The sequence below is a fragment of the Streptomyces sp. NPDC091279 genome (genome assembly GCF_044757465.1).
In the GTDB taxonomy this organism is placed as follows: Bacteria; Actinomycetota; Actinomycetes; order Streptomycetales; family Streptomycetaceae; genus Streptomyces.
Map to the genome: position 1 here is coordinate 226587 of NZ_JBIVVA010000011.1, position 22124 is coordinate 248710.

The 22124-nt window shown below is 71.5% G+C and carries 22 protein-coding genes; 14 read left to right on the top strand and 8 right to left on the bottom strand.

Features of this window, described 5'->3' with window-relative positions:
• Positions 1–489 precede the first annotated feature (489 nt).
• From ACIQOU_RS27375 to ACIQOU_RS27395, 5 genes are all read left to right on the top strand, one after another.
• Positions 490–1509, top strand: a complete 1020-nt coding sequence (locus ACIQOU_RS27375) for a sugar ABC transporter substrate-binding protein (RefSeq protein ID WP_401540193.1) — start codon at positions 490–492, stop codon at positions 1507–1509.
• Positions 1509–2588 (top strand): ABC transporter permease, encoded by a 1080-nt coding sequence (locus tag ACIQOU_RS27380; RefSeq protein WP_401540196.1) that lies wholly within the window; start codon positions 1509–1511, stop codon positions 2586–2588. The genes ACIQOU_RS27375 and ACIQOU_RS27380 overlap by 1 nt, the downstream gene beginning before the upstream one ends.
• 8 nt (positions 2589–2596) lie before the next feature.
• A complete protein-coding gene (locus ACIQOU_RS27385) occupies positions 2597–3520 on the top strand; it encodes an ATP-binding cassette domain-containing protein (RefSeq protein WP_401540199.1) in 924 nt (307 codons plus the stop codon).
• A gap of 1 nt (position 3521) precedes the next feature.
• On the top strand, positions 3522–4424 hold the full coding sequence (locus ACIQOU_RS27390) for a sugar phosphate isomerase/epimerase family protein (RefSeq protein WP_401540201.1): 903 nt from the start codon (positions 3522–3524) through the stop codon (positions 4422–4424).
• 574 nt (positions 4425–4998) lie between these two features.
• Positions 4999–5604, top strand: a complete 606-nt coding sequence (locus tag ACIQOU_RS27395) for a GPP34 family phosphoprotein (protein ID WP_401540203.1) — start codon at positions 4999–5001, stop codon at positions 5602–5604.
• A 55-nt stretch (positions 5605–5659) separates the two neighbouring features.
• On the opposite strand, the gene ACIQOU_RS27400 is transcribed toward ACIQOU_RS27395, so the two are convergent.
• Genes ACIQOU_RS27400 through ACIQOU_RS27410 form a run of 3 tightly spaced genes read right to left on the bottom strand, consistent with a single transcriptional unit; the run spans position 5660 to position 8669 of the window.
• The gene (locus ACIQOU_RS27400) at positions 5660–6664 is read right to left on the bottom strand and encodes a Gfo/Idh/MocA family oxidoreductase (RefSeq protein WP_401540206.1); all 1005 of its coding nucleotides are present in this window, start codon (positions 6662–6664) and stop codon (positions 5660–5662) included.
• Positions 6665–6708: 44 nt separating this feature from the next.
• Positions 6709–7485, bottom strand: a complete 777-nt coding sequence (locus ACIQOU_RS27405) for an SDR family oxidoreductase (protein WP_401540208.1) — start codon at positions 7483–7485, stop codon at positions 6709–6711.
• Positions 7486–7502: 17 nt separating this feature from the next.
• On the bottom strand, positions 7503–8669 hold the full coding sequence (locus ACIQOU_RS27410) for a phytanoyl-CoA dioxygenase family protein (protein ID WP_401540211.1): 1167 nt from the start codon (positions 8667–8669) through the stop codon (positions 7503–7505).
• Positions 8670–8799: 130 nt separating this feature from the next.
• Here ACIQOU_RS27410 and ACIQOU_RS27415 point away from each other — a divergent pair, with 130 nt between their 5' ends.
• The 3 genes from ACIQOU_RS27415 to ACIQOU_RS27425 all read left to right on the top strand — a co-directional run bounded on the left by ACIQOU_RS27415 (position 8800) and on the right by ACIQOU_RS27425 (position 10816).
• The gene (locus ACIQOU_RS27415) at positions 8800–9831 is read left to right on the top strand and encodes a LacI family DNA-binding transcriptional regulator (protein WP_401540214.1); all 1032 of its coding nucleotides are present in this window, start codon (positions 8800–8802) and stop codon (positions 9829–9831) included.
• Positions 9832–9845: 14 nt separating this feature from the next.
• Positions 9846–10457, top strand: a complete 612-nt coding sequence (locus ACIQOU_RS27420) for a poly-gamma-glutamate hydrolase family protein (RefSeq protein WP_401540217.1) — start codon at positions 9846–9848, stop codon at positions 10455–10457.
• Between the two features lie 122 nt (positions 10458–10579).
• The gene (locus ACIQOU_RS27425) at positions 10580–10816 is read left to right on the top strand and encodes a chaplin (RefSeq protein WP_401540220.1); all 237 of its coding nucleotides are present in this window, start codon (positions 10580–10582) and stop codon (positions 10814–10816) included.
• 129 nt (positions 10817–10945) lie between these two features.
• On the opposite strand, the gene ACIQOU_RS27430 is transcribed toward ACIQOU_RS27425, so the two are convergent.
• Complete coding sequence (locus tag ACIQOU_RS27430; RefSeq protein WP_401540222.1) at positions 10946–12106, bottom strand: Gfo/Idh/MocA family protein; 1161 nt, start codon at positions 12104–12106, stop codon at positions 10946–10948.
• 149 nt (positions 12107–12255) lie between these two features.
• Between ACIQOU_RS27430 and ACIQOU_RS27435 the strand changes: the two genes are divergently transcribed.
• Positions 12256–13260: a LacI family DNA-binding transcriptional regulator gene (locus tag ACIQOU_RS27435; protein WP_401540224.1), complete on the top strand. Its 1005-nt coding sequence runs from the start codon at positions 12256–12258 to the stop codon at positions 13258–13260.
• Here ACIQOU_RS27435 and ACIQOU_RS27440 read toward each other — a convergent pair.
• The gene (locus tag ACIQOU_RS27440) at positions 13250–13594 is read right to left on the bottom strand and encodes a cupin domain-containing protein (protein ID WP_401540227.1); all 345 of its coding nucleotides are present in this window, start codon (positions 13592–13594) and stop codon (positions 13250–13252) included. The two genes, ACIQOU_RS27435 and ACIQOU_RS27440, sit on opposite strands and share 11 nt — an antisense overlap.
• A 128-nt stretch (positions 13595–13722) precedes the next feature.
• Between ACIQOU_RS27440 and ACIQOU_RS27445 the strand changes: the two genes are divergently transcribed.
• The 3 genes from ACIQOU_RS27445 (at position 13723) to ACIQOU_RS27455 (ending at position 16264) form a co-directional block, all read left to right on the top strand.
• The gene (locus ACIQOU_RS27445) at positions 13723–14235 is read left to right on the top strand and encodes a hypothetical protein (protein ID WP_401540229.1); all 513 of its coding nucleotides are present in this window, start codon (positions 13723–13725) and stop codon (positions 14233–14235) included.
• Positions 14236–14315: 80 nt separating this feature from the next.
• Positions 14316–15191 (top strand): dioxygenase, encoded by an 876-nt coding sequence (locus tag ACIQOU_RS27450; RefSeq protein ID WP_401540232.1) that lies wholly within the window; start codon positions 14316–14318, stop codon positions 15189–15191.
• On the top strand, positions 15188–16264 hold the full coding sequence (locus ACIQOU_RS27455; protein ID WP_401540235.1) for a maleylacetate reductase: 1077 nt from the start codon (positions 15188–15190) through the stop codon (positions 16262–16264). Before ACIQOU_RS27450 ends, ACIQOU_RS27455 begins: the two co-directional genes overlap by 4 nt.
• Before the next feature lie 75 nt (positions 16265–16339).
• Here ACIQOU_RS27455 and ACIQOU_RS27460 read toward each other — a convergent pair whose 3' ends face one another.
• From ACIQOU_RS27460 to ACIQOU_RS27470, 3 genes are all read right to left on the bottom strand, one after another.
• Entirely contained in the window at positions 16340–17806 is a 1467-nt protein-coding gene (locus tag ACIQOU_RS27460) for an MFS transporter (RefSeq protein ID WP_401540237.1), read from the bottom strand.
• Between the two features lie 59 nt (positions 17807–17865).
• Positions 17866–19161: a sensor histidine kinase gene (locus ACIQOU_RS27465; RefSeq protein WP_401540240.1), complete on the bottom strand. Its 1296-nt coding sequence runs from the start codon at positions 19159–19161 to the stop codon at positions 17866–17868.
• Between the two features lie 153 nt (positions 19162–19314).
• A complete protein-coding gene (locus ACIQOU_RS27470; protein ID WP_401540242.1) occupies positions 19315–20352 on the bottom strand; it encodes a zinc-binding dehydrogenase in 1038 nt (345 codons plus the stop codon).
• A gap of 292 nt (positions 20353–20644) precedes the next feature.
• Here ACIQOU_RS27470 and ACIQOU_RS27475 point away from each other — a divergent pair, with 292 nt between their 5' ends.
• Positions 20645–21145, top strand: coding sequence for a MarR family winged helix-turn-helix transcriptional regulator (locus tag ACIQOU_RS27475; protein ID WP_401540245.1), 501 nt, complete (start codon positions 20645–20647; stop codon positions 21143–21145).
• Between the two features lie 303 nt (positions 21146–21448).
• Positions 21449–22099 (top strand): GntR family transcriptional regulator, encoded by a 651-nt coding sequence (locus ACIQOU_RS27480; RefSeq protein ID WP_401540247.1) that lies wholly within the window; start codon positions 21449–21451, stop codon positions 22097–22099.
• Positions 22100–22124: the final 25 nt, after the last annotated feature.

The following is a 22124-nucleotide window of genomic DNA, read 5'->3' on the forward strand; positions in this document are numbered from 1 at the left end:
AGGCTGCCGGTAGCGGTGCGGGCACAACTGAACAGTGGCATCGCCCGACGGCAGGTTCGACGCAGAACCGCCTTGGAATCCGCCGAAGGTCTCCACCGGGGTCCGGGGTGCGCGAGACTGCCAGGCGTGAAGATCGCCTCCGACGCGTTCCGTGCTGATCAGGTCGGAGGGCTGGACTGACTCGGCCATGCGCGACGCTCCTAGAGCTGTGCCGGAGGGCGGGGTCCCAAAGAGCCGCCGCAATCTCAGGTGTAGACCCCAGGGGCGAACCTGTCAATGGTTTGTACTGACATTCGGACCTGCTCCTGAAACGATGTCTTAACAAAGTATTGACAGCGCACGCGTACAGGGGATTTGATCCGGTCCCAGCGCAACAGCCGCGTTCAGCGGTCCACGGCCCGGACCTGAGCAGCAGATCCGCGGCCCGGAATCTCATGGCCCGCCGAGATTCCCCCGTCTCCCCCCGTAGCACAGTGAGGTGCAGGACAGATGGAACGCTCTTCTCCCTTTCGCTCCCGCAGAATCGTCCCGGCGATCGCCGTGGCAGCGGCGGCGGCCCTGACCCTCGCAGGTTGCTCCAGCAGCACCGGCGGCAAGAAGGCCGAGGAAAACAGCACCGGCGTGTCCGCAGGCAAGGCCAACACGCCCCGCATGACCGTCGCCCTGGTCACCCACCAGGCGGCAGGCGACACCTTCTGGGACATCGTCCGCAAGGGCGCCGAGGCCGCCGCGGCCAAGGACAACATCAAGCTCGTCTACTCCTCCGACCCCGTCGCGGGCAACCAGGCCAACCTGGTGCAGAACGCCATCGACCAGAAGGTCGACGGGATCGCCGTCACCCTCGCCAAGCCCGACGCCATGAAGGACGTCCTCAGCAAGGCCGAGGCGGCGAAGATCCCCGTGGTCGGGCTCAACTCCGGCCTCAGCGACTGGAAGAAGCTCGGCCTGCTGGAGTTCTTCGGCCAGGACGAGACCGTGGCCGGCGAGGCGCTCGGCAAGCGGCTGAACAAAGACGGCGCCAAGAACGTCGTCTGTGTCATCCAGGAGCAGGGCAACGTCGGTCTGACCCAGCGCTGCGACGGTGTGAAGAAGACCTTCTCGGGCACCACCGAGACGCTCTACGTCAACGGCACCGACATGCCGTCCGTCCAGTCGACGATCACGGCCAAGCTCAAGCAGGACAGCTCCGTCGACCACGTCATCACGCTCGGTGCCCCCTTCGCGCTGACCGCGGTGCAGTCGGTGTCCGACGCCGGCAGCAAGGCGAAGGTCGCCACCTTCGACCTCAACAGCCAGCTGACGGGCGCGATCAAGAAGGGCACCATCGAGTTCGCCGTCGACCAGCAGCCCTTCCTCCAGGGCTACTTGGCCGTCGACGGTCTGTGGCTCTACAAGAACAACGGCAACTACAGCGGCGGCGGGGAGGCTCCTGTGCTGACCGGTCCGGCCTTCGTGGACAAGTCGAACATCGAGACCATCGCCAAGTTCGCTGCGAAGGGCACCCGGTGATGAGCATGACTCAGCAGGCTGAGCCGGCGGTGAACACACCGCCGCCCCCCGGCCCCAGCAAGGACACCGACGGGCGCACCGCCGAACGCCCCCTGGCACTGCGGCTGTTGGCCCGCCCCGAGGTCGGCGTGTTCCTCGGCGCGCTCGCCGTGTTCATCTTCTTCCTGATCGCCGCCCCGACGCTGCGGACCGGCAGCTCGATGTCGACGGTGCTCTACCAGTCGTCGACCATCGGCATCATGGCGCTGCCGGTCGCGCTCCTCATGATCGGCGGGGAGTTCGACCTGTCGTCCGGCGTCGCCGTGATCAGTTCGGCGCTCACCGCGAGCATGATCAGCTACCAACTGACCATGAACATCTGGGTCGGTGTGATCGCCGCCCTGGTCGTCTCCCTCGCGATCGGCGCGTTCAACGGCTGGATGGTGGTCAAGACCGGGTTGCCCAGCTTCCTGGTCACCCTGGGCACCTTCCTGATCCTGCAAGGCGTCAACCTCGCCGTGACCAAGCTGGTCACCGGCAACGTCGCCACCGACGACATCAGCGACATGCAGGGCTTCGACCAGGCACACACGATCTTCGCGTCGTCGTTCGACATCGGCGGCGTCCAGGTGAAGATCACGGTCTTCTACTGGCTGGTGTTCGCCGCCCTCGCGACCTGGCTCCTGCTGCGCACCAAGTACGGCAACTGGATTTTCGCCGTCGGCGGCAACAAGGAATCCGCGCGGGCCGTCGGCGTCCCGGTGGCCTTCACCAAGATCACGCTGTTCATGGGCGTCGGTTTCGGTGCCTGGTTCATCGGCATGCACCAGCTGTTCTCGTACAACACCGTGCAGTCAGGCGAGGGCGTCGGCCAGGAGCTGATCTACATCGCCGCGGCGGTCATCGGTGGCTGTCTGCTCACCGGTGGCCAGGGCTCCGCCATCGGCCCGGTCTTCGGCGCGTTCATGTTCGGCATGGTCCAGCAGGGCATCGTGTTCGCCGGCTGGAACCCGGACTGGTTCAAGGCCTTCCTCGGCGTGATGCTGCTCGGCGCCGTGCTCATCAACTTGTGGGTCAGCCGCACGGCGACCCGGAGGTGACGCATCCCATGACTTCTTCCCAGGACACCGGCACCCACGGTGCCACCCTCGCGGACACCCTCCCCGAGAGCGACCGCCCCCTGGTCGAACTGCGCAACACCGGCAAGGCGTACGGCAACGTCCGTGCCCTGCACGGCGTGGACCTGAAGGTCTTCCCCTCCAAGGTGACCTGCGTCCTCGGCGACAACGGCGCCGGCAAGTCGACCCTGATCAAAATCATCTCCGGGCTGCACCAGCACACCGAGGGCGATGTCCTCGTCGACAACACCCCGGTCCACTTCCACAGCCCCCGCGACGCGCTCGCCCAGGGCATCGCGACGGTCTACCAGGACCTCGCGACCGTTCCGCTGATGCCGGTGTGGCGCAACTTCTTCCTCGGCTCCGAGATGACGCTCGGCCCCTGGCCGCTGCGCCGCCTCGACATCGCCCGCATGAAGAAGACCGCGGACGAGGAACTCCGCAACATGGGCATCGTCCTCGACGACCTCGAACAGCCCATCGGCACCCTCTCCGGCGGCCAGCGCCAGTGTGTCGCCATCGCCCGCGCCGTCTACTTCGGCGCCCGGGTCCTCATCCTGGACGAGCCCACCGCCGCCCTCGGCGTCAAGCAGTCCGGCGTGGTCCTGAAGTACATCGCCGCCGCCCGCGACCGCGGCCTCGGCGTCATCTTCATCACCCACAACCCCCACCACGCCTACATGGTCGGCGACCACTTCAGCGTCCTGCGCCTCGGCACCGTCGAACTCTCCGCCGAGCGCGCCGGCATCAGCCTGGAGGAACTCACCAACCACATGGCCGGTGGAGCCGAACTTGCCGCGCTGAAGCACGAGTTGTCCCAGGTGCGGGGAGTCGACATCGACGAACTCCCGGACGCCGAGGCCGTCTCCTCGCCCGCCGCGGCCTCCTCGGCCGCGCCGGAAGGGAAAGCCTGAGATGGCCGGGCCGCTGGATCGCATCCGGGTCGGCTCGGCCCCGGACTCGTGGGGCGTCTGGTTCCCCGACGATCCGGGACAGGTGCCCTGGGAACGGTTCCTCGACGAGGTGGCCGAGGCCGGCTACCCGTGGATCGAACTGGGCCCGTACGGCTATCTGCCGACCGACCCGGTCCGGCTCACCGACGAGATCGCCCGGCGCGACCTCAAGGTGTCCGCCGGTACGGTCTTCACCGGCCTGCACCGCGGCCCGTCCGTCTGGGAGTCCACCTGGGCCCACGTCAGCGAGGTCGCCGCGCTCACCCAGGCCATGGGCGCGCGGCACCTCGTCGTCATCCCGTCCTTCTGGCGTGACGACAAGACCGCCGAGATCCTGGAGCCGCCGGAGCTGACCGGCGCGCAGTGGGCCCATCTCACCAAGGGCATGGAGCGGCTCGGGCACGAGGTGAAGGAGGCGTACGGTCTCGACATCGTCGTGCACCCGCATGCCGACACGCACCTCGACACCGAGGAGCATGTCGAACGGTTCCTCGACTCGACCGACTCCGAGCTGGTCAACCTCTGCCTCGACACCGGGCACTACGCCTACTGCGGCGGGGACAGCGTCAAGCTGATCGAGACCTACGGTGAGCGGATCGGGTACCTCCACCTCAAGCAGGTCGACCCGGAGATCCTCGCCGATGTCGTCGCGAACGAGGTGGCCTTCGGGCCGGCGGTGCAGCGCGGGGTGATGTGTGAACCGCCGGGTGGGGTGCCGGAGTTGGGGCCGGTGCTGGAGGCTGCGCAGAAGCTGGGTGTGGAGTTGTTCGCGATCGTCGAGCAGGACATGTACCCGTGCGAGCCTTCCGCTCCGCTCCCCATCGCGGTACGCACCCGCCGCTTCCTGAAATCCTGCGGAGCGTAACCCTACGGGGTTCGAGTGCCGCCCACCCCGCACCCCGCAACGGGGCTGCGGGGTGCGGGCTTGTACGGGGCCGTACATCATCCGCGGCCCAGCCGGGTCTGGTCGCGCCCACGCGGCGGAGCCGCATATCAACCCAGCCCCACGCCCCTTGGGGGCGTTGCCCTACGGGGTTGTATGCCGTCTGCGGGCCGGCGGGGGCCGGTCGCACAGTTCCCCGCGCCCCTTGGCGGCGTTGCTGGGCCGTGGGTTTCTAGGCGCTCGCGCGGCGGAGCCGCATGTCGGCACAGTCCCGCGCCCCTTTGATCGGTCGTTGGCTGCGTGGTTGGGTCGGTGTCGAGGCCCGAGCAATGCAGCCCACAGCTCGGCAACGTACCTAGGGGCGCGGGGAACTGCGCGATCAGCCACGATGGCGCGGCACCCGGCATGCGGTCTGGGCGTGGGGAAATGTGCGGCCAGCCCCTGCCTCGCCGCATCCTCCCCGGCAAGCCGTGGTGTGGTTGTTTTGGGGTGGGCGTTGCTTCCACAGTGTGGGGGGCGATCATGGCGGGACGACGGGTGGGCGAGAGGAGCGCGGATGGGTGCGGCACGCGATCTGATGATCGGCGTGATGGACCGGGCGCTGGGCCGCCCCGTGGCGCAGGGCGAACTCTCCCTCGTCCTCGCCGGAGCCGAACTGCTCGACCTGTTCGAGGCGCGCGCGGCGACCCTGGACGGCACGTCACTGGTGCCGGGGCAGCGGCCGACGCCCTCCGGCGACCCGCTGCTCGACGGCGCCGTCGACACGCTGGTGCGGGACGAGCCGTTCGAGACCGTCGAGGACTGGCTGTGGCGCCGGGGGCAAGGACTAGCCGGCGCGTACCTCACGGCGTTCGAGACGGAGGGCCTCGTCGCCCGGCCACGAGGCTCCTGGCTGCGGCTGCGCGGCGACAGACCCCTCCCCGTCGACTCCCCGGCCCGGCTGCGCGCGGCGCACCGCTGGGCCGCCGACGAGCCCGTCCTCGCCACCCTCGCGACCTTCCTCGGCCTGCGCGACGACGTCCCCGACGACTGCCCGCCGCCCGACGAGGCGGCCCGCACGGTCTTCGGCGCCGTCGTCGAGGCGCTCACCGAACTGGACGCCGTCCGCAGGCGCCGGGCTATCGAGAACGCGGCGTTCGCCAACGTCTGGCGGGGCGCGTAGCCCCGCCGGACGCCCTACATCCTGCTCAGAACCTCAGACCTCAGAACCTCAGCACTCAGGCCGTGCGGACCTCGGCGATGGTCACCGGGCGGTGCTCCTGGAGGGACAGCGTGCACGCGTCGGCGATCCAGCCCGCCTCCAGCGCGTCCTCGACCGTGCACGGCGAGGGCCGCTTGCCCGCCACGACCTCGGTGAACGCGGTGAGTTCGGCGCGGTAGGCGGCCGTGAACCGGTCCATGAAGAAGTCGTGCGGGGTGCCCGCGGGGAACGTCACGCCCGGCTCCACCGAACGCAGCGGCAGCTTGTCCTCCAGGCCCACCGCGATCGAGTCGTCGAAGCCGTGGATCTCCATCCGGACGTCGTAACCCCGGGCGTTGTGACGGGAGTTGGAGACAACGGCGATGGTGTCGTCGTCGAGCGTGAGGATCGCGCCCGTGGTGTCCGCGTCGCCCGCCGCCTTGATGAAGTCGGCGCCCCGGTTGCCGCCGACCGCGTAGACCTCACGCACCTCGCGCCCGGTCACCCAGCGGATGATGTCGAAGTCGTGCACCGAACAGTCACGGAAGATGCCACCGGAGGCGGCGATGTACGCGGCCGGCGGCGGCGCCGGGTCGAGGGTGGTCGAGCGGACCGTGTGCAGCGTGCCCAGCTCACCGCTCTGGACGGCGGCCCGGGCGGCCACGAAACCGGCGTCGAAACGGCGGTTGTAGCCGATCTGGATCGGCACGCCGCTGCCCTGGACGGCCTTGAGGACCTGGACGCCCTCCGCCATCGTCTTGGCGACCGGCTTCTCGCAGAAGACCGGGATGCCCGCCTCGACGGCGGCGAGGATCAGCGCCGGGTGGGCGTCGGTCGCGGCGGCGACGACGACGCCGTCCACACCGGCCGCGAGCACGGCCTCCGGGGAGTCCGCGACCTCGCCCCCGAACCGCTCGGCGGCCTTCTTGGCGGCGTCCCCGAACGGGTCGGCGAGAACGAGCGACTCGACGGCGTCGAGGCCGGAGAGGGTCTCGGCGTGGAAGGCGCCGATTCGGCCGAGGCCGAGGATTCCGATGCGCATGGCGTGTTGCTCCTTGAAGCGGTGCGGGTGGGAAGGAGAAAGGTTTAGTCGATGCCGCCGAGGACGATCTGGTCCCAGTCGATGACCGAACCGGTGACCACGCCCGAGCGGTCGGAGAGCAGGAAGACCACGAAGTCGGCGATCTCGTCGGGCTGGCCGAGCTTGCCCATCGGCACCGACGCGGCGGCGTGCTCCAGCCAGTCGTCCCCGGCGCCGTGGAACGCCTTCTGCGTCGCGGCCTCGCCCTCGGTCGCCGTCCAGCCGATGTTCAGGCCGTTGATCCGCACCCGGTCCCAGCGGTGGGCGTGCGCCGCGTTGCGGGTCAGGCCGGCCAGACCGGCCTTGGCGGTGACGTACGGGGCGAGGAAGGACATCCCGCCGTGCGACGCCGACGAGATGATGTTGACGACCGTGCCGGGCGACTTGCGGGCGAGCATGTCCGCGACGGCGGCCTGCATCGCGAAGAACGGTGCCCGCAGGTTGATCGCGATGTGCTGGTCGAACAGCTCCGGCGTGGTGTCGAGCAGCGTGCCCCGGGTGGTGAGGCCCGCCGAGTTGACGAGGCAGTCGACGCGGCCGTAGGAGGCGATGACATCGCCCACCACGGTGCGCGCCTGCTCGGCGTCCGAGAGGTCGGCGCGCACGAACATCGCCTTGCCGCCCTCGCGGGTCAGCTCCGTGACCAGTTCCTCGCCCGGTCCCGGACGGCGTCCGGAGATGGCCACGACCGCGCCCTCACGGACGGCGGCCCGCGCGATCGCGGCCCCCACGCCCTGGCTGCCGCCGTTGACGAGGACGACCTTGTCGTCGAGAAGTCCCATGTCTGTTCAGGTCCCTTTCAGCTTTCACGGCGCTCGGCGCCGGCCCGCAGTTCACTGCGCAGCGTCTCAGGTGTCCACGACGCGCGCAGCGCCCGCCGCACGAGGTCCGCCTGCGACAACGGCGCGAGGCCGTCGACCGGCGGATCGGTGTCGAGGTTGGTGGGGAAGGGGTAGCCCTCGGCGCTCGCGGCGATCACGTTCTCCAGCCAGGCCGGGTCCGCGCCCGCGGCACGCCGGGCGAGCAGCACCGGGTAGACGGCGTTCGCCAGCACCTCGCGGTCCACCGTCTCCATGGACCGGCCGAACGCCGACGACACCTGGAGCAGGTTGGCCGAACGCCGGATGTCCGCCGACCTGTTGGTGCCGGCCGCGTGGAACAGCGCCGGGTTGAAGAAGACCGCGTCCCCCTGGGCGAGCGGGAGTTGGACGTGACGGGCCTCGAAGTAGGCCTGGAACGCGGGCAGTCGCCAGGCCAGATAGCCCGGCTCGTACCGCTGCGAGTACGGCAGGTACCTCGTCGGCCCGCTCTCCACCGGCATGTCGCAGTGCGCCACCGCGCCCTGGAGCGTGAGCACGGGGGAGAGCAGATGCACGTGGACGGGGTAGGCGGCGGCCGCCTCGTTCGAGAGGAACCCGAGGTGGTAGTCGCGGTGCGCGGACTGCGCGGCGCCGCCCGGGTTGACGACGTTGACCTGGGAGGTCACCTGGTAGCCGGGGCCCAGCCAGGCGGACGCGACCAGCGCCAGCATGTCGTTGGCGTAGTAGTCGGTGAACGCCTCGGGGTCGTGCAGGGCCGCCTTCTCCAGCGCGTTCCACACCCGGTCGTTCGCGCCGGGCCGCGCGAAGTGGTCCCCGGTGTGCCCGCCCGCGGTCCGCTGCTCGGCGATCAGGGCGTCGAACACATCCGTCAGCCGGTCGACCACCGTCGGGTCGGGGAACGCGCCCTTGAGGACCACGACGCCGGGTCCCTCGGCGAGCGCGTGGACCAGCTCGGCCCGTACGTCGGCGGCGTCCCCGGCCGCGCGCAGCCGGGCGCTGTCGTAGACGAGGACGTTGTCGATGACCTCCGACGCGTACGGGTAGGCGGCGCGGTCGGTGGTCTGCTCGACCAGCTCACGCAGGGCGGTGAGGTCGCAGTCCCGCTCGGACAGCGGCGCAGCACGGCGTACGGAGGTGAAGGACATCGTCGTCCCTTCGGGGGAGTGGGCCACGCGGCCGCCGGTGACAGGACCGGGCCGCGCTGACATTCTTGTCATGACAAAGCCGTCGAACAACCAGCAGGCGGCCATCAAAAAACCTTCAAGGAGCCGCCCCATGGGCCATCCGTTCCCGATCCGGGAGATCGCCCGGCAGGCGGGCCTGAGCGAGGCGACCGTGGACCGGGTGCTGAACGGCAGAGGAGGGGTGCGCGAGAGCACCGAACGCGAGGTCAGACAGGCCATCGCCGATCTGGACCGGCAGCGCTCCCAGGTCCGTCTGGTGGGCCGGGCCTTCATGATCGACATCGTGATGCAGGCGCCGGAACGATTCTCCACCGCCGTGCGGGCCGCCCTGGAGACGGAGCTGCCCGCGCTGCACCCGGCCGTGGTCCGGTCCCGCTTCCACTTCCGGGAGACCGGACCCGTCGCGGGACTCGTCCGCACCCTGGACCGGATCGCCCGGCGCGGCTCGCAGGGCGTCATCCTCAAGGCGCCGGACGTCCCCGAGATCGCCACCGCCGTCGGCCGGCTCGCCGACGCGGGCATCCCGGTCGTGACCCTGGTGACCGACCTGCCCGCGACCGCCCGCCTCGCCTACGTCGGCATAGACAACCGGGCCGCCGGCGCGACCGCCGCCTACCTGATGGGCCAGTGGCTCGGCGATCGCCCCGGCAACGTCCTCACCAGCATCAGCAGCGGCTTCTTCCGCAACGAGGAGGAGCGCGAGATGGGCTTCCGGGGCGTGATGCGCTCCCGCCACCCGGACCGCGTCCTCGTCGAGATCACCGAGGGGCAGGGCCTGGACGCCACCCAGTACGAGCTGGTCCGGGCGGCGCTGGAACGCGACCCGGAGATCAGGGCCGTCTACTCCATCGGCGGCGGCAACATCGCGACCCTGCGGGCCTTCGCCGACCTGCGCCGCACGTGTGACGTGTTCGTCGCCCACGACCTCGACCACGACAACACCCGGCTGCTGCGCGAGGACCGGCTCTCCGCCGTCCTCCACCACGACCTGCGCCAGGACATGCGGGAGGCCTGCCACGTCGTGATGCGCGCCCACGGCGCCCTGCCGCCCGCCGGGCCCACCCTGCCCTCCGCGATCCAGGTCGTCACGCCCTACAACCTGCCTCCGCAGGCGACGAGTTGAGCGGGGAGACGGCGTTGAGGTCCGAGCACCTGGAGATCGAAGGCGTCCCGATGCGAGCCGAGTTGACGCCCGGCGGCCCGGTGGGACTGCTCGCCCTGCACGGCAGCAACGAGGGCGGCACGGCCGAACTGGCCCGGCTGGTGGCCGAGTCGACCGGCGCGACCTGTCTGACCTTCACCCAGCCTGACGGGCCCGCGGTGCACGTCCCGTCGCCCCGGATGGCGGCCCCGCACTGCGCGCTGCTGCGGGAGTTCCTGACCCACGTCGAGCTCACGGTCTCCCTGCACGGTCATCTGCGCCCCTCGGCGCCCCGCTCCCTGTTCCTGGGCGGCGCCAACCGCGCGGCGGCCCACACCCTCGCCGCCGAACTGGACGCGCTGCGACCGGAGTTCACCCCCGTCACCGACCTCGACGCGATCCCCCGTGCCCTGCGCGGCCTGCATCCCCGGAACCCGGTGAACCTGACCCGCGCGACCGGCGTCCAGGTCGAGCTGCCGCTCGCCGCCCGCACCGTTCACCCGAACGGCTGGGAGGGCCCGGACCTTCCGCCGACGGCCGTGACCGACGCCCTGACGGCCGGTGTGCGCCTGCTGGCGGAAGGGCCCCGCAGGCCACCGGGGCGGTGAGCCCGCAGGCCGCGCCCGTGAGCCGAATGGGCGTACTGCTGCTGCGCGCTGGAGTGTTTCGGGGGTGAATGGCTCATGGGCGGGGAACTGCCCTGCCGTCCATCGAGGAACTGGGGAAACACATGCGTATGCGTACAGCCCTTGCCGCGACCGCTCTCGCCGTGACCGGAGTCATGGCCGGTGCCGGTGTCGCCATGGCGGACGCCGGAGCAGAGGGGGCCGCGGTCGGTTCCCCCGGCGTCCTGTCCGGCAACGTGATCCAGGTGCCGGTCCACATTCCGGTCAACCTCTGCGGCACCTCCGTCAACGTCGTCGGCCTGCTCAACCCGGCCGCCGGCAACACCTGCGTCAATCGCTGATCAGCCGCACCGGAGGCCGTGGCATTCCCGCACATCACCGGGAACGCCACGGCCTCCACGCTGCGGGAGCGCCGGCCGGGGCGCCGGTCGACACAACCGGCGCCCCGGCCGCTCCGCACGGAGACCGGCTCACCCCTCCGACACGGTCACCCACGCCCCCGTCTGCACCGACCGGGACATCGCTTCCAGGACGGACGCGCTGTGCACGGCGTCCGTGAGGGTGGCGCCGTAGGAGGTGTCCTGCGCGATCGAGCGCAGGAAGTTGTGGGCCTCGATGACCTTGAGGTCGTCGTAGCCCATGGCGTTCGCCGCGCCCGGCTGGAACGCCCCGAACTCACCGTCGCCCGGACCGACGTACACCGTGCTGACGGGCTGGTCCTGATAGGCGGTGCCGCGGCTGACGGCCAGCTCGTTCATCCGGCGGAAGTCCCAGAAGACCGCGCCCTCGGTGCCGTGGACCTCGAAGCCGTAGTTGTTCTGCTCGCCGACCGAGACCCGGCAGGCCTCCAGGACACCACGGGCGCCGGAGGCGAACCGCAGCAGACAGTTGACGTAGTCCTCGTTCTCCACCGGGCCCAACTCGCCGCCCGAGGCGCGGGTGTGACCGGCCGTGGCGCCGCTCGGGCGGGCCCGCTCGGGGACGAAGACGGCCGTGTCGGCGGTCAGCGAGACGATGTCGCCCAGCAGATGCCGGGCCAGGTCGGCGCCGTGCGAGGCGAGGTCGCCGAGGACCCCGCTGCCGCCCCGCTCCCGCTCGTACCGCCAGGTCAGCGCCCCGTCCGGATGCGCCGCGTAGTCGCTGAAGAGACGGATGCGGATATGGGTGACGGTGCCGATGCCGCCCTCGGCGATCAGGGCGCGGGCCCGCTCGACGGCGGGCGCGTTGCGGTAGTTGAAGCCGACCGCGCTGTGCACGCCGGCCTTGTCGACCGCGTCGGCCACCGCCTGGGCGTCCGCCACGGTGAGCCCGACCGGCTTCTCGATCCACAGGTGCTTGCCGGCCTCGGCGACGGCCACACCGATCTCGCGGTGCAGGAAGTTCGGGGCGGTGACGCTGACCGCGCCGACCCTCGGGTCGTCGAGCACCGCACGCCAGTCACGGGTGGCCGACGCGAACCCGAACTGCTCGGCGGCCTCCTCGGCCCGGCCGGGCACCTCGTCGGCGACCGCGACCAGTTCGGGGCGGAGCCCGAGGTGCGGATAGTGGTGCCGGACGCGGACGTACGCCTGGGTGTGCACCCGGCCCATCCAGCCGAATCCGACGACGGCGACACCGAGTGAATCCACCATGACAACCCCTTCGCGGCCCCTCATTGGACCGGTCCACATCTTGACAAGGCCACCCTGAGTGCGCCTATGCGCTGGTGTCAACCCTTTCCCTGCCCTTTGACAGAGCCGGCCCGTCCATGGAACGGTCCAAGGATGGAAACGGCCGACGTATGAGACCGCCGACGATCCGTGACGTCGCCGAGCGGGCCGGTGTCTCCAAGTCGCTGGTCTCGCTCGTGCTGCGCGGCTCCGGCCAGGTGCGCCCGGAGAAACGGGACGCCGTGCTGCGGGCCGCCCGGGAGCTGGGCTACCGCCCCAACGCCGCCGCCCGCAGCCTCAGCGAACAACGCACCCGATCGGTCGGCGTTCTCCTCAACGACCTGCGCAACCCCTGGTTCGTCGACCTGCTCGACGGCCTGAACTCCCTGCTCCACGAGAACGGCCTGCACATGCTGCTGGCCGACGCCCGCCTCAACCGCCGCACCGGCCAGGACCTCACCGGCCCCTTCCTCGACCAGCGCGCCGACGGCCTGGTCGTCGTCGGCACCTTGCCCGACCCGGCCGCCCTGGACGCCGTCGCCGCCCGCATCCCGGTCGTCGTCGCCGGTGCCAGGGAACCCGTCCCGGCGGGCGTCGACCTCGTCGCCGGGGATGACGAACGGGGCGCCCGGCTGGTCACCGAGCACCTCGTCGGCCTCGGGCACCGGCGGATCGCCCACCTCGCGGGGTACGGCGCGGTCGGCGAGCTGCGCCGACGCGGCTTCGAGGCGACGACGCGGGCGCACGGCATCGCCGAACAGTGCCCGGTGGAGCCGAGCGACATGACGGAGGAGGGCGGCTACCGCAGCACCGTCCGGCTGCTCAGCCGCCCCGACCGGCCCACCGCGCTGTTCGCCGTCAACGACATCGCCTCCACCGGCGCCCTCTCGGCCGCCACGGAGCTCGGCCTGCGGGTCCCGCACGACGTGTCCGTGGTCGGCTACGACAACACCAGCATCTCCCGGCTGCGGCACGTGTGGCTGACCACCGTCGACAACGCCAGCCACGAGGTCGGCCGCCGCGCCGCCCGCTGCCTCCTCGACCGCCTCGACCGGCCGGGCGAGCCGGGCCGCCAGTACCTGACCGCACCGACGTTGGAGATCAGGGGCAGCACGGCGGCGCCGGTCACAGGGTGATCGCGTACGCCTTGCGCAGCGTCTCGTGGACCGTCCACGTCGTCCGGTCGCCCGCCCGCAGCACCGCGAGGTCGCCGGGGCCCACCGTCAGCGTCGGACCGCCCTCGACCTCGATGGTCGCCGACCCGCTGATCACCACGAACAGCTCGTCCGCCTCGGTGTCGGTGACCACCCCCGGCGTGATCTGCCAGACCCCGCGCAGCTGCCGCCCGTCGGCCGACTCCCAGACCACCTTGCCCGTCACCTCGGGCGTCCCGGAGACGATCTGCGCCGGGTCGAGCGGCTCGGGCACGAGGTCGGCGTCGGGCACGTGGAGAACGAAACTCTGCGTCATACCGCGACCCTAACCAGCGCGCACGCGCCCCCGGCCCGTACAGAGTGTGCGGGGAAGGCCCCGCCGGGCGGACACTCTGCCGCCCGGCCGGGTCGCGGCCCGCGCGGCGGCGGGCGATCGTGGAGGGCATGGCGGACCCCTCGGCGGCCGTGCCCGGACCGCACCGCAGCGACACCCGCGAGACGCTCCTGTTCGGCGGGGTGTACGGCGCCGTCCTGGCCTGCTCGATGGTCGCCGCCCTCACCCAGTACGGCCACACCTCCCGCGCCAGCCGCCGCTACGACGCCCTCTGGCTGCTGGTGACCGCGCTCGCCTCCGCCCTCGCCCACGGCTACGCCCACTACATCGCCGAGCGCGCCCCGCACCGGCGCGGCGACGCCCTGCGGGTGCTCCGAGGTGAATGGCCGCTGGTCACGGCCGTGTTGCCGACCGTGCTGATCCTGGCGGGGGCGGGCTGGGGCTGGTGGCCGCCGAACGGCGTGGAGTACGCGGCGTTCACCTTCAACCTTCTGCTGCTGTTCGTCCTCGGCCTGGTCACCGCCCGCTGGTCGGCCCGGCCCTGGACGGTCGCCGTGGCCATCGGCGCGGTCGACGCGCTGCTCGGCATGGTCGTCGTGGTGGCCAACGCGCTCATCAAATGACGCGTGTTCTCACCCACCGCTCACCCACGGGCGCGATGCTGGTCCCCGCGACCACCCGCCCCCCTGGGAGGAGTTCCGGCATGACCACCGACGCCACGCACCCGACGGTCACGGACGAGGCGGTGAACAGTTTCGACGGCGCCCCCGACCCCCGGCTGCGCGAACTGCTCACCGGCCTGGTCCGGCATCTGCACGCCTATGTGCGTGAGACCGGGCTGACCCAGCGGGAGTGGGAGCGGGCGATCGGCTTCCTCACGGCGACCGGGCAGGCGTGCACCGACACCCGCCAGGAGTTCGTCATGCTCTCCGACGTGCTCGGCCTCTCCATGCTGGTCGAGGAGGTCAACGCCCGCCGCGCCGAGGGGGCCACCGAAGCGACGGTCCTCGGCCCGTTCCACCTGACCGAGTCGCCGGTCCGCGAGCCCGACGCGACCATCGACCTGGCCGGTGGCGGCGAACCCTGTGTGGTCGACGTCCGGGTCCGCTCCGACGACGGCACCCCGCTGCCGGGCGCCACCGTCGACGTGTGGCAGGCCGACGGCCACGGCTTCTACGACGTCCAACGGCCGGACACGCAGCCACCGGGCAACGGGCGCGGCCTGTTCACCGCCGACGCCGAGGGCCGCGTCCGGTTCCGCAGCTGTGTGCCGAGCGCGTACCCGATCCCGACGGACGGCCCCGTCGGCACCCTCCTCACGGCGACCGGACGCCACCCGTACCGGCCCGCCCACATCCACTTCATCGCCTCGGCGGCCGGGCACACCCCGGTCACCACGCACATCTTCGTGGCGGGCGGCGACTACCTCGACTCGGACGCCGTGTTCGCCGTCAAACCGAGCCTGGTGCGGGAATTCGAGGACATCGAGGACCCCGAGGACCCCGCTCTGGCCCGGCAGTTCGGCCTGTCGGGACCGTTCAGGCTGGCCCGCTTCGACCTCGTCCTGGAGCGCACGTGAGCGAGCACCTCGACTTCACCCACGAGACCCGGCCGGTCCGGGTCGTCTTCCGGGCCGGCGCCGCGACCGACGCGATCGCCGAGGAGGCGGCGCTGCTCGGGCTGCGCCGGCTGCTCGTGGTGTGCGGGGCGCGCGGCGCCGCGAGCGCGCGGGCCGTCGCCGACGCCCTGGGCCCGGCCTGCGTAGGCCTGCACGACGGGGCCCGCCAGCATGTCCCCGTCGACGCGGCCGACCGGGCGGTGGCGGCGGCGCGGGAGGCGGGCGCCGACGGCTGTGTCGCGGTCGGCGGCGGCTCGGCCATCGGCCTCGGCAAGGCCGTCGCGCTGCGCACCGGGCTGCCGTTGATCGCCGTTCCCTCCACCTACTCGGGATCGGAGACGACCGCCGTCTGGGGACTGACCGAGAACGGCGTCAAACGCACCGGCCAGGACCCTGTCGTCCAGCCCCGCGTCATCCTCTACGACCCCGCCCTGACCTACCCGCTGCCCGTCCCGCTCTCGGTGACCAGCGGCATCAACGCCGTCGCGCACGCCGCCGAGGCCCTCTACGCCCCCGACCGCTCACCCCTGATCGCGCTGATGGCCGAGGAGGGCGTACGGGCGATGGCGGGCGCCCTGCCCGAGATCGCGGCGGACCCCGGCTCGCCCGAGGCGCGCGGGCGTGCCCTGTACGCGGCCTGGCTGTGCGGGTCCTGCCTGGGCGCCACCACGATGGGCCTGCACCACAAGCTCTGCCATGTCCTGGGCGGCACCTTCGGCCTCCCGCACGCCGAGACCCACACCGTCGTCCTGCCCTACGCCCTCGCCCACAACGCGCGAGCGGCCCCCGACGCGCTCGCCGCCCTGGACCGCGCCCTCGGCACCGACGACACCCCGCGTCGGCTGCGCGAGCTGTCCGGCCGCCTCGGCGCACCCACCTCCCTCGCCGAACTCGGCCTGAAGGAGAGCGACTTGGCGACGGCAGCGGAACGGACGGCGGCCCTGTCGTTCCCCAACCCCCGGGAGGTCACCGAGGCCGGTGTCCTGGCGCTGCTGCGCGCGGCCCACGCGGGGGAGCGGCCGACCGGCCGGTGACGGACATGACCGAGGGCGGCCGTCGAAACGGCCGCCCTCGGTCAAGTGGTGCGACAGGTCATGCTCCGGCGAGGTTCAGACCCCGGCGGTCTCCGGCTGCCGGTCCTTGGCGTGCCGGGCGGTGGCCGCACGGCGGCGCGGGATGAACGCGGCGACGAGGAAGGCGAGCACGGCGGCTCCGGCGCCGATGGCCATCACGACCTTGAAGCCGTTCTCCGAGGGCAGCGCGTGCCCTGCGAAGTCGGTGGTCATCTGGGCCAGGATCACCCCGGCGACGGCGCTGGCGACCGACGTTCCGATGGACCGCATCAGGGTGTTGAGGCTGTTGGCGGCGCCCGTCTGGGACGGCTCGACGGCACCCATGATCAGGGCCGGCATGGCGCCGTAGGCGAAGCCGACGCCCGCGCCGATGACACAGGACACCAGGATCAGGTGCCAGACCTGGGACATCAGGACGATGTTCAGGCTGTAGCCGATCGCGACGATCACCGCGCCGGTCATCAGGGTGACCTTCGGGCCCTTGCTCTTGGTGATGGCGGCGGACACCGGCGCGAACGCCATCATGACCAGCCCCTGCGGAGCCATCACCAGACCGACGGTGAGCATCGACTTGCCCAGGCCGTACCCGGTCTGCGAGGGCAGCTGGAGCAGCTGCGGCAGCACCAGGGACATCGCGAACATCGAGAAGCCGAACGCGATCGAGGCGAGGTTGGTGAACAGCACCTGCGGGCGGACGGTGGTGCGCAGGTCGACCAGCGGGTTCGCGGTGCGCAGTTCGTAGCGGCCCCAGGCGAGCAGGATCAGCACGGCTGCGGTGCCGAGGCCGAGCGTGGTGGCGCTGGTCCAGCCCCAGTCGGAGCCCTTGGAGATGGTCAGCAGCAGCGAGACCAGACCGGCGGACAGCCCCAGCGAGCCGACCAGGTCGAACGTGCCACCGGCCCGCGTCTTCGACTCCGGGACGAGCAGGACGACCAGCACGAGGGCGACGACGCCGAGGACGGCGGAGGTCCAGAAGAGGATGTGCCAGTCGAAGTTGTTGGCGATGAACGCGGCGGCGGGCAGACCGAGGGCGCCGCCGACACCGAGCGAGGCGCTCATCAGCGCGGTGGAACCGGCCAGCCGGTCGGCGGGCAGCTCGTCCCGCATGATGCTGATGCCGAGCGGCACGACCGCGGCGGCGAGACCCTGGAGGGCACGGCCGACGATCATCGGCACGAGGGAGTCGGACAGCGCGCAGACCACCGAGCCGACGACCAGCATGACGACGCTGGCCAGCAGCATCCTCCGCTTGCCGACCATGTCCCCGAGCCGGCCGACGACCGGGGTGGCCACGGCGGCGGCGAGCAGGGTCGCGGTGACCGCCCAGGCCGTGTTCGAGGCGGAGGCGTTCAGCAGGGTCGGCAGCTCCGGGACGATCGGGATGACCAGGGTCTGCATCAGCGAGACGACGATTCCGGCCAGGGCCAGCACCGCCACCACGGCGTTGGGCCGCACCGGGGCGGATGCCCCCGGGGCAGCGGGTCGGGCAAGGGCGTCGGACATGACAGTGCCTCCGTCACAGGGTTTTGCTTGACTCACTCAAGTTAATGGAATTGATTGAGTTAAGCAAGTTGATTTTTCCCGGGATCGAACGGCAACTCCGCGACGACCTCGAATCCGCCCCCGGGACGGGGCCCGACGCGCAGCAGCCCACCCGCCGAACGGGCCCGCTCCCGCATGCCGACGAGCCCGTAGCCGCTGCCCGGGGTGGGGCCACCGGACCCTGGGCAGCGGTCCGGGGGGTCGGGGGAGCCGGGGGCGCGGGGCGGCGGGCCGGGGGAGTCGGGGGCGCGGGGTGGCGGGCCGGGGGAGCCGGGGTCGCGGGTCGGGGTGCCGTCGTCGGTGACGGTGACCACGAGCCGGTCGGCCAGGTAGGTGAGGCGCACCTCGGCGGTGTCGGTGGCGGCGTGCTTGGTGACGTTGGTGAGGGCCTCCTGCACGATGCGGTACGCCGTGAGGTCCGCGCCGGCCGGCAACGGTCTCGGCTCGCCCTCGCCGCGCACGGTCACCGTGAGACCGGCGGGCCTGAACGACGCGGCGAGTTCGGGCAGCCGGGCGAGCCCCGGAGTGGGTTCCGGGGGCGGGTCGGTGGAGCCCGCGTGCCTCAACAGGCCGACCGTGGACTTGAGTTCACGCAGGGCGGAGGAGGTCGAGCCCGCCAACTCCGTTGCCGTGTCGGCTGCTCGGTCGGGGTCGGTGGCCAACTGCCGTGTCACCAAGGTGGCCTGAAGGTTCGCCAGCACCAGGTGGTGGGCGACGACGTCGTGCAGGTCGCGGGCGATCCGCAGCCGTTCCTCCGTCACCCGGCGCAGCGCCTCCTCCTCCCGGGTGCGCTCGGCGTGCTCGGCCCGGGCCCGTTCGGCGACCAGATAGGCGGAGCGCAGCCGGGCCACGGTCCCCAGCGAGGTGGGCAGCAGCAGCCAGGCTGCGGGGCCCAGGAGCTTGAGGACCAGCGGCTCCTGGGCCGGACCCGCGACCAGGCTGGTGCCGACCAGCACCGCGATGGCGGCCACGGCGAAGGAGTTGGCGGTCCGCCGGTCGGTGACCAGGGCCAGCGAGTACAGCGCGACCATCAGCGGCCCGAGCAGCAGCACGGTCGGGAGATAGCCCAGCACCGACATGACGAACGCGCCCAGCAGGGTCAGCGCCACCGTGGTCCGGGGCCGGCGTCTGCGTCCCGTCACGATCACGCAGGACACCCCGGCCAGCAGCGCGCCGGGCCACCAGGAGACACCGAGGTCGCTCCCCGGGAACGTGATCATGCTGCCGGGGAACGCGCAGGCGAACAGGGCGACGGCCACGATCACATCGACGAGCCGGGGGGAGAGCGCGGGCAGGGCACGCACGGGGTCTTTCACGACGCGGGTCCAGAGTAGGGGAGGGGAGGGGAGGGGCGGTGAGGGAGCGGGGCGCGGGAACGGGAACGGGCCGGGCCGTGGTCGGGGGCGCGACACCATCGACGTCGTCGACAGTCGTCGTTCCCCTTCCACGGCCCGGCCCGGCCGGTGTGGTCACGCGCCGAACGTGACCACGACCTTCTCCGAGGCGCCCGGCGTCAACGCCAGCTCGAAGGCGTGCGCCGCCTCGTCGAAGGGGACCCGGTGGCTGATCAGCCGGGCGAACAACTCGTGGTGCTCGACCAGGTGCGGGGTGACCTCGAAGATCTCGGTCGGGTAGCCCTGCGAGGCGATCAGGGTCAGTTCGCTGCGGAGCATCCCGCCGAGTTCGATGTCGGCGCCCTTCTTCTGCATGGCGACCATGACCAGCTTCGCGCCCCACTTGGCGGCGCCCACGGTGGCGTTGAAGACGGCCGCGACCCCGGCCGCGTCGATGTAGATGTCCGTGCCCGCGCGCGGCTGCCCGAGCGAGTTGGCCGACTGCCCGTGCAGTGCGGTCAGGCGCGCGGTGACGTCCTCCTCGGCGGAGTTGATCACCGCGTCCGCGCCCACCGCCAACGCCGTCTCCAGCCGCTCGGGCAGGACGTCGGCGACGACCACGTGCTCCACACCGCGCAGCTTCAGCCAGATCGTGGCGCCCAGGCCGATGGGCCCGGCACCGAAGACGACCACCTTGTCACCGGGGCGCGCCTCGGAGCGGTTGACGCAGTGCAGGGCCACCGCCATCGGCTCGTTGAGCGCGGCCACGTCGAAGGGGATGGTGTCGGGGAAGACCGCCACCGTCCTGCCGACCTCGGCGTTCTCCAGCAGCAGGTACTCGCTCATCGCGCCGTGCGCGCCGCCGCAGCCGATGATGCCGGAGGGCGCGCCCTGCGGACTGACGACCACCCGGTCGCCGGGCCTCAGCCCGGTGACCTCCGCGCCCACCTCGACGATCTCGCCGGCCGGTTCGTGGCCCAGCGGGATCGACCGGGTGGCGCCGCCCGGGCCGTCCGGGCTGCCGCCGCAGTGCAGGAAGAAGGTGTCGGTGCCGCAGATGCCGCAGGCGCGTATCCGTACCAGCGCGTCCTTCGGGCCCGGCACGGGGCGTTCGACCTCCACCACGTCGATCTGGTTCTGGTCGCCGGTGCGGACGGACATCATCGTGGCCATGGGATCACTCGCTCTCTGGAGGCGCCGACGGGGGCGCCGATCAAGGTGTGGGCACCAGGTGACGGTGGACCGAGCCCGACGGCGGACGGGGGGAGTGGCCGCCGCCGGACCCGGTGACCGCGCCGGTCCCCGTCCCCACGGGTCCGACGCGAGGAGGCCGCCTCCGCTCGGAGCGACCCCCGGTCTTGGTCACGCATCACCTTGCTTGAGTTAGGCAAGCATAGTGGAGTTACTTAAGTCAAGCAATGAATAGGGGTTGCTTGACTTAAGTAAGCAGATCTACGGTGATCCCATGGCCGCCGAGCGAACCACCCCCGTCTCCGCACCCGTGTCGGTGCACATGATCGAGATCGAACGGATCGTCGCGCAGATCACCTATCTGACGGGCCGGGCCCGCCAGCACGACCGGCTGATGGCGACCGCCGGACTGACGCTCGACCGGGCCGCCGTGGCGATCCTGCGGAACATCGCCGGCAGTGAACCGGTGCGCCCCGGCGTCCTCGCGGTCCGCCTCTCCGTGGAGGCCTCGCACGTCACCCGGCAACTGCGCGGCCTGGAGCGCGACGGCTATGTCATCCGCGTCGCCGACCCCGACGACCGGCGCGCCCAGCGGGTGCAGTTGACGGAGTGGGGGATCGAGGCGGTCGAGCGCATCCGGGACGCGAGCCGTCGGGGGGTGGGGGTGGCGCTGGCCGACTGGGCCGCCGAGGATCTGGCGGAACTCGCGGGGCTGTTGCGGCGGATGGCGGCGGACTTCGTGACGCATGCCGAGGACCCGATGCCGGTGCGGTAGCCCAACCGGCCCTGTCTTTCGGGTCTTTGCCGTTCTTGCCGGTGTTCCCCGGCTTTCCGGAGCTGTTCTGGCTTCCGGGGGGTCGGGGTTTTTGCGTGCCGTGGCGTGTCCTGCCGTGTCCTGCCGTGTCCTGCCGTGTCCTGCCGTGGCGCGGGGCGCCGTGACGTGGTGTGCCGTGCCGTGGTGTGGTGCGGCGTGGTGTGGTGCGGCGTGGTGTGGTGCGGCGCGAAAAGGCGGACAAAATTGTTGACAATCTTGTTTGGCTAGATTTAGGTTCGACAGGCACTCACTCAGGGAGGGCACATGCCGAAAGAAGCCCGTCCGAGCAGCGGGGAGCAGGCCAAACAGCACGCGCTCGCGCGGCTGCGGCAGGCGATCCTGCACGGCGAGATGGCACCGGCCCAGCGGCTGGTGGAGAACGAACTCGCCGAGCAGTTCGGGGTGACCCGGGCGAGCATCAGGGCAGCACTCATCGACCTGGAGTCCCAGGGTCTGGTCGAGCGGATTCGCAACCGCGGCTCGCGGGTGCGGGTGGTCACCGTGGAGGAGGCGGTCGCCATCACCGAGTGCCGGATGGCACTCGAAGGGCTCTGCGCCGCCAAGGCCGCCGCGACGGTCAGCGACGAACAGCTCGCCGAGCTGACGGAGTTGGGCACCGCGATGGCCAAGGCCGTCGCCGACGGTGAGCCGATGACCTACTCCGAGCTGAACCAGCAACTGCACGCCAGGGTCCGGGAGTTCTCCGGCCAGCGCACGGCGGTGGATCTGCTGGAGCGGCTCAACGCCCAACTGGTGCGCCACCGTTTCCAGTTGGCGCTGCGTCCGGGACGTCCGCAGCACTCCCTGAACGAGCATCTGGCGATGATCGAGGCGATCAGGGCCAGGGACCCCGAGGCGGCCGAGGCCGCCGTCCGCGCCCACCTCAGCAGCGTGATCGAGGCACTGCGCGACTGATCACGCGCGGGGCGGGCGCCCCACC

Excerpts from the sequence above, each read along its gene's own strand:
- ACIQOU_RS27375 (WP_401540193.1), top strand. The coding sequence starts at position 490 with ATGGAACGCTCTTCTCCCTTTCGCTCCCGCAGAATCGTCCCGGCGATC.
- ACIQOU_RS27380 (WP_401540196.1), top strand. The coding sequence starts at position 1,509 with ATGAGCATGACTCAGCAGGCTGAGCCGGCGGTGAACACACCGCCGCCC.
- ACIQOU_RS27385 (WP_401540199.1), top strand. The coding sequence starts at position 2,597 with ATGACTTCTTCCCAGGACACCGGCACCCACGGTGCCACCCTCGCGGAC.
- ACIQOU_RS27390 (WP_401540201.1), top strand. The coding sequence starts at position 3,522 with ATGGCCGGGCCGCTGGATCGCATCCGGGTCGGCTCGGCCCCGGACTCG.
- ACIQOU_RS27395 (WP_401540203.1), top strand. The coding sequence starts at position 4,999 with ATGGGTGCGGCACGCGATCTGATGATCGGCGTGATGGACCGGGCGCTG.
- ACIQOU_RS27400 (WP_401540206.1), bottom strand. The coding sequence starts at position 6,664 with ATGCGCATCGGAATCCTCGGCCTCGGCCGAATCGGCGCCTTCCACGCC.
- ACIQOU_RS27405 (WP_401540208.1), bottom strand. The coding sequence starts at position 7,485 with ATGGGACTTCTCGACGACAAGGTCGTCCTCGTCAACGGCGGCAGCCAG.
- ACIQOU_RS27410 (WP_401540211.1), bottom strand. The coding sequence starts at position 8,669 with ATGTCCTTCACCTCCGTACGCCGTGCTGCGCCGCTGTCCGAGCGGGAC.
- ACIQOU_RS27415 (WP_401540214.1), top strand. The coding sequence starts at position 8,800 with ATGGGCCATCCGTTCCCGATCCGGGAGATCGCCCGGCAGGCGGGCCTG.
- ACIQOU_RS27425 (WP_401540220.1), top strand. The coding sequence starts at position 10,580 with ATGCGTATGCGTACAGCCCTTGCCGCGACCGCTCTCGCCGTGACCGGA.
- ACIQOU_RS27430 (WP_401540222.1), bottom strand. The coding sequence starts at position 12,106 with ATGGTGGATTCACTCGGTGTCGCCGTCGTCGGATTCGGCTGGATGGGC.
- ACIQOU_RS27435 (WP_401540224.1), top strand. The coding sequence starts at position 12,256 with ATGAGACCGCCGACGATCCGTGACGTCGCCGAGCGGGCCGGTGTCTCC.
- ACIQOU_RS27440 (WP_401540227.1), bottom strand. The coding sequence starts at position 13,594 with ATGACGCAGAGTTTCGTTCTCCACGTGCCCGACGCCGACCTCGTGCCC.
- ACIQOU_RS27445 (WP_401540229.1), top strand. The coding sequence starts at position 13,723 with ATGGCGGACCCCTCGGCGGCCGTGCCCGGACCGCACCGCAGCGACACC.
- ACIQOU_RS27450 (WP_401540232.1), top strand. The coding sequence starts at position 14,316 with ATGACCACCGACGCCACGCACCCGACGGTCACGGACGAGGCGGTGAAC.
- ACIQOU_RS27460 (WP_401540237.1), bottom strand. The coding sequence starts at position 17,806 with ATGTCCGACGCCCTTGCCCGACCCGCTGCCCCGGGGGCATCCGCCCCG.
- ACIQOU_RS27470 (WP_401540242.1), bottom strand. The coding sequence starts at position 20,352 with ATGGCCACGATGATGTCCGTCCGCACCGGCGACCAGAACCAGATCGAC.
- ACIQOU_RS27475 (WP_401540245.1), top strand. The coding sequence starts at position 20,645 with ATGGCCGCCGAGCGAACCACCCCCGTCTCCGCACCCGTGTCGGTGCAC.
- ACIQOU_RS27480 (WP_401540247.1), top strand. The coding sequence starts at position 21,449 with ATGCCGAAAGAAGCCCGTCCGAGCAGCGGGGAGCAGGCCAAACAGCAC.